Source organism: Pedobacter sp. Hv1 (assembly GCF_001412215.1).
GTDB lineage: Bacteria > Bacteroidota > Bacteroidia > Sphingobacteriales > Sphingobacteriaceae > Pedobacter.
In genome coordinates this window covers 271,626-288,348 of record NZ_LLWP01000005.1, presented here as the reverse complement: position 1 = coordinate 288,348, position 16,723 = coordinate 271,626, and the positions used below count along the sequence as shown (strand labels likewise).

General features: G+C 36.5%; 9 protein-coding genes. 3 read left to right on the top strand and 6 right to left on the bottom strand.

The window, feature by feature from the left end; genetic code table 11:
* The first annotated feature begins 32 nt into the window (after window positions 1–32).
* Both AQF98_RS12855 and AQF98_RS12850 read left to right on the top strand, forming a co-directional pair.
* The gene (locus AQF98_RS12855; protein WP_055132359.1) at window positions 33–1,922 is read left to right on the top strand and encodes a DNA topoisomerase IV subunit B; all 1,890 of its coding nucleotides are present in this window, start codon (window positions 33–35) and stop codon (window positions 1,920–1,922) included.
* A gap of 153 nt (window positions 1,923–2,075) precedes the next feature.
* The gene (locus tag AQF98_RS12850) at window positions 2,076–4,235 is read left to right on the top strand and encodes an ATP-binding protein (RefSeq protein ID WP_055132358.1); all 2,160 of its coding nucleotides are present in this window, start codon (window positions 2,076–2,078) and stop codon (window positions 4,233–4,235) included.
* On the opposite strand, the gene AQF98_RS12845 is transcribed toward AQF98_RS12850, so the two are convergent.
* Genes AQF98_RS12845 through AQF98_RS12835 form a run of 3 tightly spaced genes read right to left on the bottom strand, consistent with a single transcriptional unit; the run spans window position 4,232 to window position 12,518 of the window.
* Window positions 4,232–5,221, bottom strand: a complete 990-nt coding sequence (locus AQF98_RS12845; protein ID WP_235524227.1) for a YihY/virulence factor BrkB family protein — start codon at window positions 5,219–5,221, stop codon at window positions 4,232–4,234. The two genes, AQF98_RS12850 and AQF98_RS12845, sit on opposite strands and share 4 nt — an antisense overlap.
* 3 nt (window positions 5,222–5,224) lie before the next feature.
* Window positions 5,225–7,543 carry a BamA/TamA family outer membrane protein gene (locus tag AQF98_RS12840; RefSeq protein ID WP_055132356.1) on the bottom strand — a complete coding sequence of 773 codons (2,319 nt, stop codon included), beginning with the start codon at window positions 7,541–7,543 and terminating at the stop codon, window positions 5,225–5,227.
* Window positions 7,527–12,518, bottom strand: a complete 4,992-nt coding sequence (locus AQF98_RS12835) for a translocation/assembly module TamB domain-containing protein (RefSeq protein WP_055132555.1) — start codon at window positions 12,516–12,518, stop codon at window positions 7,527–7,529. The genes AQF98_RS12840 and AQF98_RS12835 overlap by 17 nt, the downstream gene beginning before the upstream one ends.
* 154 nt (window positions 12,519–12,672) lie before the next feature.
* Here AQF98_RS12835 and AQF98_RS12830 point away from each other — a divergent pair, with 154 nt between their 5' ends.
* A complete protein-coding gene (locus tag AQF98_RS12830) occupies window positions 12,673–13,161 on the top strand; it encodes a cytidine deaminase (RefSeq protein WP_055132355.1) in 489 nt (162 codons plus the stop codon).
* A gap of 377 nt (window positions 13,162–13,538) precedes the next feature.
* Here AQF98_RS12830 and AQF98_RS12825 read toward each other — a convergent pair whose 3' ends face one another.
* From AQF98_RS12825 to AQF98_RS12815, 3 genes are all read right to left on the bottom strand, one after another.
* Window positions 13,539–14,570 (bottom strand): Atu2307/SP_0267 family LLM class monooxygenase, encoded by a 1,032-nt coding sequence (locus tag AQF98_RS12825; RefSeq protein WP_055132354.1) that lies wholly within the window; start codon window positions 14,568–14,570, stop codon window positions 13,539–13,541.
* A 499-nt stretch (window positions 14,571–15,069) separates the two neighbouring features.
* Entirely contained in the window at window positions 15,070–15,570 is a 501-nt protein-coding gene (locus tag AQF98_RS12820; protein ID WP_055132353.1) for a 2'-5' RNA ligase family protein, read from the bottom strand.
* 3 nt (window positions 15,571–15,573) lie between these two features.
* Window positions 15,574–16,548 (bottom strand): WD40 repeat domain-containing protein, encoded by a 975-nt coding sequence (locus AQF98_RS12815; protein WP_082435043.1) that lies wholly within the window; start codon window positions 16,546–16,548, stop codon window positions 15,574–15,576.
* Between the last annotated feature and the right edge of the window lie 175 nt (window positions 16,549–16,723).

Here is a 16,723-nt window from a genome sequence, read left to right as displayed (position 1 = left end):
AGACATTTTCTAATCTCATTATAACTAAAATTATGGCAGAACCAATCTATAACGACGATAGTATACGCTCACTTGACTGGAAAGAACATATTCGTTTGCGTCCGGGGATGTACATTGGTAAACTTGGCGATGGCTCTGCCCAAGATGATGGAATTTATGTTTTGTTAAAGGAGATTGTAGATAATTCTATTGATGAGTTTGTAATGGGCTCTGGTAAAACGATAGAAATTACGGTTTCAGATCAAAAGGTAAATATTAGAGATTATGGTCGTGGTATCCCACTGGGCAAAGTAATAGATTGCGTTTCGAAAATTAATACTGGTGGTAAGTATGATAGCAATGCTTTCCAAAAATCGGTTGGTTTAAATGGAGTGGGTACAAAGGCCGTGAATGCATTGTCTACCAATTTTATGGTGCAATCTTACCGCGATGGCAAAACCAAAAAGGTAGAGTTTAGCAAAGGAGAGATAGTTACCGACAACCCAATCATTGATACTACACAAAGAAATGGTACGGCCATTACTTTTTATCCGGATGAGACCATCTTTAGAAACTATCATTACATTCCTGATTTTGTAGAAAGCATGATCTGGAATTATGTGTTTTTAAATACCGGATTGACGATCAATTTTAACAACGAAAAATATTTATCTGAGCGTGGTCTGTATGATCTATTGTCGAAACAGAACAAGCCAGAAGAGCTGCGTTATCCAATTATTCATTTAAAAGGAAACGACATAGAAATTGCCATGAGCCATGGACAGCAATATGGTGAAGATTACCATTCTTTTGTAAACGGACAGCATACCACACAAGGTGGAACCCATCAGGCAGCGTTTAGAGAGGCAGTGGTTAAAACGATTCGTGAGTTCTATAAAAAAGAATTTGATGCCAGTGATGTTAGAGCCTCTATTATTGCTGCGGTATCTGTAAGGGTACAAGAACCAGTATTCGAATCTCAGACCAAAACTAAATTAGGTTCGCAAAACATGGGGCCAGAGGGGCCTTCTGTTCGTACTTTCATTAATGATTTTGTGAAGAAAGAACTGGATGATTATTTGCATAAACATGCAGAGGTGGCAGATGCCATTTTAAAAAGGATCATTCAATCTGAAAGAGAGCGTAAAGATATTGCAGGGATTAAAAAACTGGCAAATGATAGAGCTAAAAAAGCATCTTTACATAATAAAAAACTGAGAGACTGTAAAGTTCACTTTAACAGTAACCACGATAAAAGATACGAAACTACTTTGTTTATTACCGAGGGCGATTCTGCTTCTGGGTCTATTACCAAATCGAGAGATGTAGATTGTCAAGCTGTATTTAGTTTAAAAGGAAAACCCTTAAACTGTTACGAACTGACCAAAAAGGTAGTTTATGAAAATGAAGAATTTAATCTTTTGCAACATGCCTTAAATATTGAGGATGGTTTAGATGGATTACATTATAACAATATTGTAATTGCAACCGATGCTGACGTAGATGGTATGCACATCCGTTTATTAATGATGACATTCTTTTTGCAATTTTTTCCAGATTTAGTAAAAGCTGGGCATGTATACATTTTGCAAACGCCATTGTTTAGGGTACGTAATAAAAAAGAGACCATTTATTGCTATAGCGAAGACGAACGTCGTGATGCAATTGAAAAACTAGGAGGCAAACCAGAAATTACCCGATTTAAAGGACTTGGAGAAATTTCGCCAGATGAATTTGGTTTATTTATTGGAAAAGATATCCGCTTAGACCCTGTAATTTTAAAAGACCAAACTATTAAAAGTCTACTAGAATATTACATGGGTAAAAATACGCCAGACAGACAACAACATATTATTAGAAATTTACGAATAGAAAAAGACGAGGTTAAAGAAGAGGAAAGAGACAAAAACGAAGCAAATACCGAAACTTTAGATGTAGCGTAACTTATATGTTAACTATTGGTTAATATAGAAGTTTTTTAGGTTTAACTTACAAGCAATTAATATTTTAACTTATATTTGCGATCCCTATTGTTATTGAAATCTTACCCTAAATGTTTGTTTGGGGTATTTATATTTTTTAAATAACGAGCATTTATGCCATTTTCTTCTAAACAAAATCCTTCAACACGTTACGGACTTATTGTCTTTTTAATATTGACATTATTTTTGTGTGCCATTTTCTTTTACATTAGAAATAATAAATCGCAAGAATTAAGGCATGATGTTAACCAACTTGCGCAGTTAAGAGAAGATTATAGTCAAATTGATACCTGTATTGTAGTATTATACAATGCGGATAATAATTGTAGGCTATATGCTGTAACAGGAGAAAAAATGTACATCAAACAGTTTCTGGGTAACATTAACTTTGTTTCTCAAACTTTAGATAGGATAAACAACAGAGCCCAAGAACTGGAGAAGTTAGCGCCAAAAAATATAAAGGGACTGGTAGATCAGAAAAAAATAAGAACAGAATTATACTTAAAGTTAAGGCAATTAACTGATAGTCTTATTAATGTTTCTTCGGAAATAGATACCACACATTACGGTTTTAAATCAAATAATGGGAAGGAATTGACTTACAAGCAATTTAAAACCATGGTAAGTGTAGATACGATCCGTAAAGCAGTTGCCGCAAAACCCGATAAAAATTTACTAGGTAGGCTAGCTGAAGCATTTTCTAAAAAGAAAAGTAAAGCAAAAGGTGCAGATACAACAGCTAAGCTGGTAAGAACCGAAACTAAATTAGACACTTCTTTACAAAGCAGAAACTTCAATAAATTACAGCTCCAAAATATGAACAATTATTTCCGCAATCTGTATGCGGCTAATAACATGCTCAAAAAGAACGAGGTTGGAATTCTGCAGCTGAATAATAAAATCATCACAGAAATACTTTCTCTTTTACAAGATTATAAAAGTAAAGAAAAGGAGTTTATTGCCCGCAATAAAGAAGAACTTAGGCATCATATAGATGGCTCTTTCAATAGTATCGATAGAATTTTTAGCTATAGCATGGCACTGCTGTTTATTCTGGTATCGGCTATTTTATACAATCTTTGGAGAATCTATAAAAATGAAAGTGAGCTGATCAACTATAGTCAGAAAGCTTCGCAATATGCGATCTCAAAAAGTAGATTCTTGGCCAATATGAGCCACGAGATTCGGACGCCTTTAAATTCGGTTATCGGTTTTTCTGAACAACTTAGTCAAGGTCAGCTCAATGAGCAACAAATTGAACAAGTAGGTGCCATTCGGAGTTCTTCTGTTATGTTGTTAGATGTTGTAAATGATATTCTTGATTTTTCTAAATATGAAACGGGGAAGGTAAGTTTTGATAAAATTTCTTTCATTCCGTACGATGCGATAACCGAGGTTTTCAATAGCATTGCTATTCAGGCTACCAATAAGGGCGTTAAACTAAAGAATGAGATTGTGTTTAAGAAAAATTACTGTTTTTCTGGCGACTCACTTCGTTTAAAGCAAGTGATCATGAATTTGCTTAGTAACGCTATTAAATTTACAGAGGTAGGCTCGGTAACCTTAAAAGCAGATATTGCTTTAAACTCTAAGAAACAAGGTGTTTTAAAAGTTCAGATTATTGATACCGGTATTGGAATTGGACCTGAAGATTTGGATATGATTTTTGATGAATTTGCACAGGTTTATTATTCTTCTACCAAAATTAAACAAAAGGGAACTGGCTTAGGACTTGCCATCTGTAAAAAGATAGTAGAGTTTCAAGGGGGGCAGATTGGCGTAGCTAGTCAATTAGGACAGGGTTCTACCTTTAGTTTTGAAATTCCTTATGATATCTGTCCACAAAGCAGTGTTTTAGAAAACAAAAATGTAAATACCACCAATGCCGAATGGTTAGAAGGGAAACGAATCTTATTGGCCGATGATAACAAAATGAATATTTTGTTGGCGCAAACGGTACTTAAAAAATATAAGCTCGTTACAGATGTGGCCTACGATGGTAAACAGGCATTTGCACTTTTCGAAAAGAATGAATACGACCTGGTTTTAACAGACATTCAAATGCCAGAAATGGGAGGGATTGAACTGACTAGAATGATCAGGTCTTATGCTAAACCAGCTAAAGCTAATATTCCTATTTTGGGTGTTACCGCTAATGTTTTACAAGAAGACCGTAAAAAATATATCGAATCTGGAATTAACAATCTGGTTTTAAAACCTTTCTCAGAGAAAGAACTGATTGATAAAATAGCCGAGTATATTAAGAGAGATTAAGTTTGAGGTAGATCAACCGTATCTTCTGGATGTTGCGGAGGCAATACTTCAACTTTCTTTTCTACTACTACTGTTTTAAGGTGAACTGCATACTTTGTAGGTGCAATGCCTTTATCATATTTTTCGGCATAAACCTGCGTAAACTCAGCGCCAAAGTAGAGAATAATAGAGGTATAATAGATCCATACCAAAATGATGATGATGGATCCTGCAGAACCAAAAACCAAACCTGGGTTCGATTTCTCAAGGTACAATCCAATCAGGTATTTGCCCAATCCAAATAACAATGCGGTAAAGGCAGCACCAACTAAGGCCGATTTCCATTTCAAAATTACATCAGGTAATACTTTAAAAATAACCGCGAATACACCTGTTACCACTGCAAAGGTCAATACGTTGTTTAATATCAATATAATGATTGCAGTAGTGTCGGTAATTTCTGGAATAAATTTAGAAAGTTTATTCCCTAAGCTCAGTACTAAGCTGTTCACTACCAATGAAACCAGCAAGAGAAAGCCAAGAGACACAATTAGCGAAAAGGAAAGCAAGCGATTGGTGATGAGTTTCTTCCAGCCCTTTTTAGGTACAGCTTTCACTTTCCAAATGAGATTGATGCTGTCTTGTATTTCGGTAAAAACGGCTGTAGCACCAATAATTAAAACAATAATGCCAATAACCAGTGCAAAAGAGCTTTTACCAGATAGGCTGGCATTGGCTACAAAACTCTGGATCTGAACAGCGGCATCATGCCCTACAAGATTATTGATCTGAGAGAAAAGCTTGTTTTCAATGGCATCTTGGCTATAGATTAAACTAGCCGAAGAGATAATAATGATAATTAAAGGCGAAAGCGAAAAGATGGTATAATAAGCCAGGGCCGCACTTAATTTGGTTACCCGATCTTCTACAAAACCTTTTCCTGCAGCTAAAAATAGATGCCCCGTACTTACTAAAAAGTATTTGATTTTCTTTGTTAATCTCATCATGTATTAAAAAGGATAGCCGATGCCAATATTTAAAATGAAATTCTCTTTTCGCCAAGCTTTGCTGCCAAAATCAACTTGGTTCAACACCCAACGTTGCCCACTGGGAAGGTAAGGTTTTCTGATAGGAAATGCACCATCTAACCTGATTACAAAAATAGTGGCATCTATTCTTAAACCTGCACCAGTGCCTACGGCGAGTTCGCTAAGGGCATTGTTTAATTTAAAGCCCGAACCTGGTCTACCGGTATTTGATGTTCCGGGCACTCCAGTATCCTCTTTTCTTAGCCAGATGTTACCTGCATCAACAAACAAAGCACCGTGTAACACACTTACAATTTTAAATCTCAACTCTGTATTGAGCATAATTTTGATATCGCCAGACTGATCGGCAAATTGTTGGTTGGGGTCTACCTGATAAGTTCCTGGGCCTAAAGAGCGGGCCCTAAATGCCCTAATGTCATTACTTCCGCCAGCAAAAAACTGCCTAACAAAGGGTAATGAAGTACTATTCCCATAGGCATACCCATAGCCTAAATTTAACCGATTGGCCCAAATTACACCTCTGTTTATTTTATAGTAATTCCTGATATCGGTCTCTACTCTTATAAATTGGGTTAAAGGAATATTGAACAAATTCTTTTGACCTTGACCATCTTTAGAAATAAATGCACCCCATAAATTACCTCCTGTTTCTAACCCACCATAAAAGTAAACGTTGTTTCTACGTTGCTGCTCCATTTGGTTGGTATAGGTAAAGTTGTAATTACTTCCAATAATAAATTGCTCTTGTAAAGTGTTCTCTAAACCAGGTGTTTGTGCAAATAACGTCTCCAATTTGACTTTGTCTTTCTCTCTTGGCCTTACCAAATTGATAGAGATAGGGTTGAAGTTATGTTCTTTGTATTGATTTTCTTTCCAATTGTAGCCAAGTTCTCCTTTAAAGGAATTCAATTGATAATAAGAACCCCGGCTTAGTAATTGGTAAGAGAGCGAAGCAATGGTTTTAGGGGTAAAGGCAGTGGTACTTTTTGGTTTGTAAAAAGGTACAATAAATTGCGGGAAAGTTAATTTACCTTCGGCGGTAAAGGAATATGAATCTAAGCCGATTGATTGTCCACTATATTGCGTTTCAAAACCTCCGCTTACACTCACATCTAAACGTTCGGCCCCTCTAAATAAGTTACGTGTAGTTTGGGTAAGTTTAATCTCAGAACCCACAAAATTGTTTGATTTACTAGTTCCAACCACCGAAAATGTTAGTGAATTTTTCTTTAATGGGGTTAAATAAATATTCAAATCAAGTTGATTGTTTCTGAAACTATCAATTGGTAAAAACTCTGCCCTTACATCTTGAAAAGCACCAATATTCACCATTCTATTTAACGATTGGTTATGGTCTTTGCGGTTATAGTTTTGGCCTTTTTTAAAGAAAACCAAACGGTCAAAAATGCGTGGCTTAAACGTATTTCGGTTATCGTAAATGTTAAAATCGTTGTATTGTTGGGGTTTCAGTTTTCTCAATACGCTATCTCGTCTTAAGCTATAGCTAGGATAAATGTTAATGTTCCTAATGGTGTAAGGTTTTAATCCAGCCTCTGGTGTTGTTCTTTTTACAGCCACGTTTACATTTACCATGTTTTTACCAATGGTACTGTCTACTTGTAAGATCAGGTAATCTGGATTAAAATAGAAATAGCCACTTTCTTTGAGGTCGTTATCAATTCTAATCCGCTCATTTTTATAGGTGTCCAAGTCGTAAAAATTGCCATTTTTAAGTAAGCTTTTATCTTTATTGGCGTTGATGTTGTTGGTAAGTGTGCCCGTATCTTTTGGGAAAGTAATCTGGTTAATTTTGTATCTAATACCTGTGTTTACTGTATAAATTGCCTTAGCTCTTCTTTTTTTAATTACAGTGTCGCCTTTAACCTCTGCCTGTAAATACCCCTGGCTAATCAAGTAACTTTTTAAAACATCATTGTTGTATTTAAGCTTAAGGCTACTTAACAATACGGGTGCTTCGCCAACTTTATTTCTGAGCCAATTGCGGATACCTTTAGGCTTTTTTGGTTCGCCAGCAAGATTGTAAACGTATAATTTCCATTTTAAACCCAATAGTGATTTGTTAGGTACAGGTCTGGTTTTTGCTTCTAAGGCTTTTTTTACAGCTTTTTGATCACTAATTCTGGTCGAAGAATCTGGATTGATGGTTACTGAAGCACCCACATACAAGTTCTGCCCAGGTTTTAAGTATTTGGTATTGCTACAGCTAGCCCATACCAAACAGGTCAATAAAAATAAGTAAGATTTAATTCTTCGTTCCATCTTTAGGTTTCTGTTCAGTATTTGTTCCGTTTCTTTTTGCTCTTTTTTGGAAGATCTCTCTAAATTTATTGTAATCTACCACCAAGGTAAAACCCAGTCCTGTTTCTACAATTTCTCCCTCAATTACACTTTCATTTTGATTGCGTCTATAGGCTCTTAGGCGATATCTTCCATCGGCAGAGAGAGCATATTCTATATTTACATTGCCCGCAATATTGGCAGAATTTCCGTTGGCGGTTTGTGGCCCTTCTAGTGCAAAAGAGCTCCCCACTGTTACGGTTAATCTATCGTTTAACAACTTTTTGGATAAGCCTACCTCCAAGTTCGTTTTTTGCTCTAAAGCTCCAGTCGAATAATCTTCAGAAGAGTTTAATCCAAAATTAATATCTACCCCTTGTATTAAATCTGAAGCCAAATTATTAAGCTGCTCGGTTAATAACCTACTTACACTAGAACGTGCCAATGTAGATACGCCTCCACCACCACCAGCTAAACTTTGGAAAGGATTATTGGCAATGAACCTATTTAAAGCCAGTAGGGCAAAAACTTGTTTGTTGAGCTCACTTTCATCTCTGTTTACATTTTGTAATCGGGTGTAAGCTAAGCTACCTACTTCGGTGCCACGCTCATTCTCGGGCAGATCTAACTTAAAGGAGATGGTTGGTTTCAACAACTCATCTTTCATGTACAGGTAAACCTGAAAAGGGAGCTTGGTTTTAGCTTGGATATTACTTGGGTCGTTTAATAAATCGATAGGTGCAGCATTTACTTCGTATAAGGCAGTTAGGTTTACAGTGGCAGCAGTTGGCTCACCAGTCCAAATAATGGTGCTACCCTTTACCAATTTAAATTCTTTTTTACCTAAAGGACCAACGGATAAATTGTAAGAACCATCAGTGATTTCATACCTGCCTGTTAAGCTTACCTTGCCGCTGGCATCAATGCTCGCATTTAAATTGGCATCGCCCCTAACTTTTAAGGCATCACCATTAGAAGGATCAACAACAACATTTAACTCAGCCTCGGGATCTATCGTTACATCTGCAACTAGGTTGAGACCTTTAATTGGCGATTTGCTAACACTATCCGCCTTTAAAGCTTTTTTCCCATTATATGGTGGGGCATCTGCATCAATAAACTCTACAATTCCTTCTTGGTCAATTACCGATGGGTCGTCAACTGGCAATGAGTAAAAGAATTTGGTTCCTTTGTTCACTTTGATGCTCATGTTCACATCAGGCTGGTTTAAATCTCCACCTACTTTAATGTTACTGGTTAAATAAACAGTACCATAGATCATGTCGTTATCTGCTGCGGTAGAATTTAAGGCCCTAAAATTGTCTGTATTAATGTTTAGCCCAAACCTTACGTTTTTAAAATCGGTAGTATACACCATACCATCTACCACGGCCTTTTTACCAAGCGAATCGACCAATGTAAAGTTGTTGAACTTAATCCCTTCATTGGTAAAACCAACCTCCTGATTTGGCATGGTAAAGTAAGAATTGATGTAAGCAATTCTGAAACCTGCATCATTGAATTTCAACGCTCCAAGAATTTTAGGGGCTGTGGGTTCTCCTTTTACCGTAAACTGGCCACTTATAGTGCCTTTGCCTTGTCTAATTTGACGCATGCTTACACTTTCTATTTCTCTAAGGTCAATTTTATCAATGTTTACGGTTAGATCTAATGCACTTTGTGGAGTGGTGTAATAATAACCTTTGGCACTCAGCTCGTGTATGCCTTTTAACTTGGCATCAACCTGAAATGCATTTTCGGTATTGTTGTTTACCAATACACTTAAATCGCCCAGTTCATCTTTCTGATAACGTAATTTGCCAATTGTTAAATTAGCTTCGAATTTGGGGTTTGAAGCCAAGTCTTTTACATCAACCATTCCGTTAATTACTCCACCAACCAAGGTGGTGTCGGTTTCTGCAAATTTGGTTAAGGTTTCGATCTGGAAATTCTTAAACTCTGCCCGCAATGGCGAATTTGGCGTATTGTTAATGCTGTTGATACTTAGTAATTGTTGCCCTTTACTTAGGTTAAACTGGTTGGCTAAGATACCCGATTGTCCAAATTGGATAAAATTCTCGGGCGAGATGGCCCATTTTTCATAATCTAGTAATAGCTTGTTAGGGTCTAAACTGAACCTGAAATCTTTATCTATGGATTTAAATATTCCGCCCAATACATATTTGTTTTTCCTTTGTCTATCGCGAAGGAAAATGTTGACATCCAGCTGGTTGTTTGCCGCTGTGCCTGAAAATTCTGTGTTGAATAAAACAATAGAAGGGCTTTGGATACTTTTAACCAATAAACTGTAATTCAATTTTTGACCTTTATTATCGATTGCCAAACGGGTACTGTCTACATTGTAATCGCCATATACCAATTTTGGAAAAGCAGCATTTAAGAGCAAGCTATCTTTTTGTGTATCAATAAGGCCATTAATGATTGATGGGACAAAAGTGGTGAGCTGAGGTACAAAATCAGCTAAAAATTTAGGGTTATAGATTTTAATCGCAAATCTAAATCGCTGATCTGGAATAGGGGTTACCTCGCCAAATTGGTAATATTTATTGATTTGATTGATCACTGCACTGCCCATTTTACTCAACTGATATTTACCATCAATTTTTGCAGTTAACAGCTCAGATTTTAACGAAAGTTTGTTTGCTGTTGCTGTAGAAACGGCATTGATCTGGATGGTGTCTACATTGAATTTTCGACCTTCTTTTACCAGTTGTAGGCCAGTAGCAAAAACATCCCCATTTAAATAATCTACATCGGCAGTTTGGATAGCTGCCTTTATATTGCCCGCTACCTTAAATTCTGTGGTACTGAAATTGAGTTTTTGCAAATCAACCTGTTTTAAGTTAACAGTGCCTTTAACTGCCGGATATTTTCCGGCCAAGTTAACCTCAGCATCGAGGTTGAAGTTAAGATTGCTATCGGGCATGTTACTTTTTACACGAACCAGCTGATTGGCATAAGTTCCGTTTAAGCTCAGGTTGCGGTAATTGTATTTGTTATAAGTAGCATCGATTAGTTGTGCATTGAATTTTGCATTTATTTTTTTAGGATCTAAGCCTGTTCCAACAACATCAGCTTTAGCCGTAATGCGACCTAAAGTTGCTTGCTGTTTCAATAATTTGCCCACGTTAAAATTAGTTAGGCTAACGTTGGCTTTGTAGCTTTCTTTTCCTTTGGCTCCCTTCATTCCTGCTACAATGAGTGCCGTACCCATATCAGTTTGGATAGTTAGGTTGGTGTTAAAATCACCCATTGAACCTTTAAAGTTGCCTTTTGCATTAATGGTATTGGGCAATTCGATACTTGGGGGTAATGATTTTTTAGGGATAGCCACTAACAAATCGCTTTTGGTGAGGTAAAGTTTTTTGATGTTTAAATCGAGGTAAGCTTTATTGATATCTGGTAGGCCTTTCGCCTTGCCGCTAATGTCTATTTGTGTACTTCTTAACCCACTGATCTGTAATTGGGGGATATTTAAATTGTTTAGATAACCATTGATATTGGCGTTGAGCTTGATCTTTTCATTTTGATAATTTGCTGGTATGGCATTGCTAAAAAAGACAGCGTCCTTTAGGCCAATTGTAGTGTTCTTGAAATTTAGGCTTAAGCGTACTTTTTCAGGATGTTTGGTTAAGTCGTCTATTGAAGAGAAATTTAATGCTGTATTGTTATTGATACTGGTATGGGGGGTTCTTAGTACAAAATTAGAAAGTTTGATCTGCTGGTCTGTATAAATGGCATCGCCCTTTAACTCATTCAAAATAAAACCACTTTTATCTTTTAACGAACCATTTTTTACATTAGCCCTAATTCCGGTAGCATCATAACTTACATTTGTAGCGCCTAAATTCAATCCCACAATATTTAGGTGGTTAAAGTCGAGCCCTTTGGATGGTTTTGCACCAAGGTTGTCAAATTGTACGGTATTTTCATTAAAATCTACATTCTTGATGATGAGACCCAATGGAGACTTTGTTGCAACAACGGTATCTTTTACCTTTTTAAGGTCGTTACTTGGTGCAGGTTTAAATGCAAACAGAATTTTTGATTTATTAAGCCTTGCTTCATCAACCAAGTATTTGCTATTGGTTAAATCTACCTTTAAGTTAACAAGACCTAAATCGTTCAAATCTGCTATGGCTTTAGTGGTCGATAATTGATCGTCGTAATTGACCTTTACATTGCTAAATGAAAAATCTTGCACTTCAATTAAAGGGAGTTTGCCTAGCTGTTTTTGCGCACTATCTACACTATTGGTTAAATGCTGTACCAACTGTGTGAGGGGTTTTTGCTGTAAATAACTTAAGGAAGTGTTTTTTAGGCTTAATGTTTTAATCACATAATGTTGATTGGCCAAATCGAAATCCTTTATTTTGGTTCTAAATTCGCCCAAGTATAATTTTACATCATTGCCAGCAACATCATCCCGATAGGTTATTCCGATATCCTCAAATAATACCTTATCTATTCTAAATTTAAGTGTTGAAGTACTGTCTTTATTTACAACCTCTGGTTTTTTCTCTTCAGACATAAAGGCATCAACCAGGAAAGAAAAATTAAAACTTGTATCTGGATGAACCCTTTTTACGTTTGCACGTATGTTTTTTAGCTCAATGTTGTTAATTTCAACCGTATTCTTTAACAGTTTAAAAAGGCTAATGTCTACCTGTAATTTTTCGGCATAGAGTAAAGTATCACCCTTACGGTCTTCGATATAAAACTTGTTTAAAACAACATCTTTAGGTAGCGCTATTTTAATGCTTTCTAGTCTTACTTCGGTTTTAGTTTTGTTTTTGAGGTAGGTGATGGCCTTGTCTTTAACAAAATTCTGTACTGCAGGAATATTTAAGGAAAGTGCAATCAATACCACTAGGAGAATTAAGCTAGCTATAATCCAAAGGATAATTTTGAGACTTTTACGTAAATACTTCTTCAAACGAGACGGATTAGGATGGTAAATTAATCTATTCACTAAAATCATGCCACCGAGATGACCCTTTGTAAACAAATTAGGCATAAAAAAGTTCATATAAAACTAAAGCAAAATGTACTGCGTTTATATTACCACAAATAATATGTAAGTTTAATTTATGAACACACTTAATTTTAACATCAGTTATGAGACTTATGCTGATATAGATGAACTTTCCGAAACAGATCAAATGTTATGCAATAAAGCGAAGGCTGCCTTAGCTTCATCGCACTCTCCATATTCTAAATTTAAAGTAGGAACGGCTATTTTGTTGGGCGATGGTCAAGTAGTTTTAGGTAGCAACCAAGAAAATGTAGCCTATCCGTCAGGCCTTTGTGCAGAAAGGGTGGCCTTATTTACTATTGGTGCCAATTATCCAGATGCGGTAATTCAGTCGATGGCAATTACGGCGCAAACCGAAAATTTTAAAATCGAAAATCCAGTAACTTCTTGTGGTGCCTGCTTACAGGTAATGGCCGAATATGAAAAAAGACAAAACCAACCCATTGATGTATTATTTTACTGCATTGATGGGCAAATTATGAAAGTGAAAGGCATTAAAAGCTTGTTGCCCTTTGTTTTTGTAGAAGATAGGTTGGGCGGATAAAAATAGTTTTAACTACTTAGTATAGCTGTTTTACCATATAGAAACATAGGACACATAGCCTTTTAGATAGCTTAACTATATTTTCAATGTACCTATATGGTTGATTTTAATGCGCTTACTGCCTCAATGTTTTCAAGTATAAGATTTTTACCACATAGAAACATAGTGCACATAGCCTTTTAGATAGCCTAACTATGTTTTCTATGTACCTATGTGATTGACATTATGTATTAAGTGTCTTAATGTTTTAAAATATAAGATGTTTTTATCACATAGAAACATAGGGCACATAGTCTTTTATATATCTTAACTACGTTTTCTATGTGCCTATGTGGTTGATCTTAATGTACTAACGACCTTTATGTTTTAAAGAATTACTATTTCTTTAAGGCTGCTCTAACTTTTGGTGCAATTTGAGTTCCGAAAATCTCAATAGATTTCATCATTTCTAAGTGAGAAGATCCTCCAACATCCATATGGGCTGAAAAACGGGTTAAGCCAAACATTTCTTCCATAGCTAAAATTTTATCGATGGCTTCATTGGCATCGCTGATAAGCAATGCGCCATCTTTACTGCGTCCGAAATCAAATTGATGTTGTTGGTAGGGTGGCCATCCACGAGAACGTCCAACCCGATCCATCTGTGCAGAATAAAGCGGGTAGTAGTAATCTGCTACCTGTTTGCTATTTTCCCCAAAAAAGGAATGCATGTGCACGCCAACCTCAAATTTAGAGGGTTCATGCTGATAACCTTCATATACTTTTTTATAATAATCAAACAGTGGTTTAAATTGTGCTGGCGAACCACCAATAATGGCAAACATTACTGGTAGCCCAAATTTACCTGCTCTTAAAACAGACTCAGGTGTGCCACCAACGGCTACCCATATTTTTAGGTTGTTATCTATTGCTCTAGGCAATATTTCTTGGTTCACCAATTCAGGTCTGAATTTACCTTTCCAACTGATCTTTTGTTCTTTATTGATTTTTAAGAGCAGTTCTAGTTTCTCCTCATAAAGTTCGTCGTAATCTTGTAGGTCATAGCCATACAATGGAAATGATTCGATGAAACTGCCACGACCAGCCATTAGTTCGGCCCTGCCATTGGCAATTAAATCTACCGTAGCAAAGCTTTGGTACAATTTTACAGGATCTGCAGAACTTAATACCGAAACGGCACTGCTTAATTTAATGTTCTTGGTGATACTTGCGGCCGCAGCCAAAATAATTTCGGGACTTGACACTGCATAATCGGGACGGTGATGCTCCCCAATTCCAAAAAAATCCAAGCCAACCTCATCCATCAGCTTTACTTCTGCTAAAATCTCTTGTAACCTTTGTTGTGCTGGCTGTATTTCGCCTTTTGCATTGATCTGCAAATCGCCGAACATGCCGATACCTAATTCCATTATCTTATATTTTTGATTTTGAACAAAGGTAGGGCGTACAGATTTGAAAATATTTGATGTATGGTAAGAAATGGAGAATTGTTTTTTTAAACATTAAGAAATTAAATTCATTAAAAGGGGATTTCTATTTTTCTCGTTATGGGCTCTTATTAAAATAGGTGAGTTTTACCATCTAAGACACCTAAGATACACTTAGCATGCTGAGGTGGTGGCATGATTAATAAGCTTGACCACATAGGAACAGTAGGACACATAGTGATATTGGTTATTTCGTAATGCTTTTTTTAAGTGCCTTATGTGTCTTGGGCGGTGAATTTATTTGTTTAAACAATTAAATTAGCTAAGAATGTATTCCTATTCTTCATTCCTTAATGTTGTATTTTTATTTAAGTCTCATAGTTTTTACCATCTAAGGCACCTGAGTTACACCTAAGACTTAGGTTCCCTTAGATCGCTTAGGTGGTTAAGTTTTTAATGTTAAGGTATATATTTAAAGTATTTAGGTGAAGGGAAACTGATCAATCACGATCCATTTTTCGTTGCTCTTTTGCTCAATTAAACTGATCTGATCAAAATAGAGCATTGTTGGAAATTCATGTTGTTTAATTTTTTCAAAAATCTCATCGGTACAGGTCGAATTTCTGGGGTGCATTAGTGTAAGATGGGGCGAATGGATTCTAGGACTGTCATTTAAGCCTTTCAACACTTTTTTTCGCAATTCATGAAAATCGTTATTGTTTACGCTAGCAGGAAGTAATACTCCTTTTCCATTATCGAACCTTGCAACAGAATTAAATTCAATTGAAAGCGCTTGGTTAAGAATAATGGCCTTAATATTTTGAAGTACAAGCGCAATTGGTTCAATCTCATCTTCTCTACATAAGGTTACATGTGCCGCAATTAGCTGCTGTTGTATAGGATTAAATTCGGCTCTTATCTTTTCGATTATATCGTTTTGATCACGAAGAAATAAGGTAAGCTGTCTTCTCGAGTAGTTCATTTGTTATTCGGTAGCTTGTTTGATGAATTGGCCTTGAGCGGTCCAAAGTTTAATTTTTCCGTTGATACTGGTGGTCACAATTCGATCTGACTTGCTGTTCCAATCAACACCCCACAATAAATCTTCAGACTGGGCAGTAAAAACGAGTGCGCCCTTATTGTTCCAAATGCGAAGTGCATCACTAGCAGTTGCCAATAGGGTTCCTGTTTTATTCCATTGGATATTACGGTATTCGGCTTTGCTGCCATGCATCGTTTTGAGTAATGTGCCATTTGCTTTCCAAAATTGAAGTAAAGATTGGATCTGATCGTGACCATAATCGGCCGATGCAAAAAAGTTGCCAGATGGATGCCACCTAACAGCCAATACACCAGTTTGATCGGTACGGTGTTTAATGATTTTTAGGGTACGACCGGTTGTATCTAAGAGCCTGATGTCATCGCCACTAACTACAATTGTATTTTGATGAGGGTGCCAGTGTAAAGAGAAATAACTATTGTCGTCGCCTTTTTTAATGGTCTTTAGCAGTTTTCCATTTGCCTTCCAAATTTTTACCAAACCTTCGTTATCGGCAGTGGCTAGTAGTTCGCCATTAAAATTCCATCCAATTCCTCTAGCCCCATATTTTACACCACGCAGCCTAATCATTTTTCTGGTGTCTAGGTTTAAGATACTTAAACTATCGTTGTGGGTGGCAATGGCAATGATGTTTTTATTGGGGTGCCAATTGACCTGCCTGATCATGCTTTTTAACGGAAAAGTTTTAACCAGTTGAAGGCTTTTGCCATTATATATTTTGAGCAAACTATCATCTCCACCTACGGCAATCCATTTATCGTTAGGGCTCCAGCTTACTGTCCAAAGTAGGGTTTGTTTTTTGCGAACATTTGGTACCTCACTTTTTGCTGGGCTTAGCCCATACATCAGCGGGAGTAGCAACACAAAGCACAATAAACGATAACTTAAAAGTTTGGGCATCTAATTTTACGATTAAGGCATTAACTCGAATATAAGGAAATGATTTACAGGCTTTGATACTTGCATAAGCCGTTGTGCCCTAAACCCGATGGTAATGAACAGGAGCGAAGCGAGTAAAATGGACAGCGGGACTAACGTTACTCAATGTTGCTACACTGGCTTTTCTATTCAATTG

What these genes read in the sequence shown, in the direction of transcription:
- AQF98_RS12855 (WP_055132359.1), top strand. Translation starts at nt 33, where the DNA reads ATGGCAGAACCAATCTATAACGACGATAGTATACGCTCACTTGACTGG.
- AQF98_RS12840 (WP_055132356.1), bottom strand. Translation starts at nt 7,543, where the DNA reads ATGGAACGAAGAATTAAATCTTACTTATTTTTATTGACCTGTTTGGTA.
- AQF98_RS12830 (WP_055132355.1), top strand. Translation starts at nt 12,673, where the DNA reads ATGAACACACTTAATTTTAACATCAGTTATGAGACTTATGCTGATATA.
- AQF98_RS12820 (WP_055132353.1), bottom strand. Translation starts at nt 15,570, where the DNA reads ATGAACTACTCGAGAAGACAGCTTACCTTATTTCTTCGTGATCAAAAC.
- AQF98_RS12850 (WP_055132358.1), top strand. Translation starts at nt 2,076, where the DNA reads ATGCCATTTTCTTCTAAACAAAATCCTTCAACACGTTACGGACTTATT.
- AQF98_RS12825 (WP_055132354.1), bottom strand. Translation starts at nt 14,570, where the DNA reads ATGGAATTAGGTATCGGCATGTTCGGCGATTTGCAGATCAATGCAAAA.
- AQF98_RS12815 (WP_082435043.1), bottom strand. Translation starts at nt 16,548, where the DNA reads ATGCCCAAACTTTTAAGTTATCGTTTATTGTGCTTTGTGTTGCTACTC.
- AQF98_RS12845 (WP_235524227.1), bottom strand. Translation starts at nt 5,221, where the DNA reads ATGATGAGATTAACAAAGAAAATCAAATACTTTTTAGTAAGTACGGGG.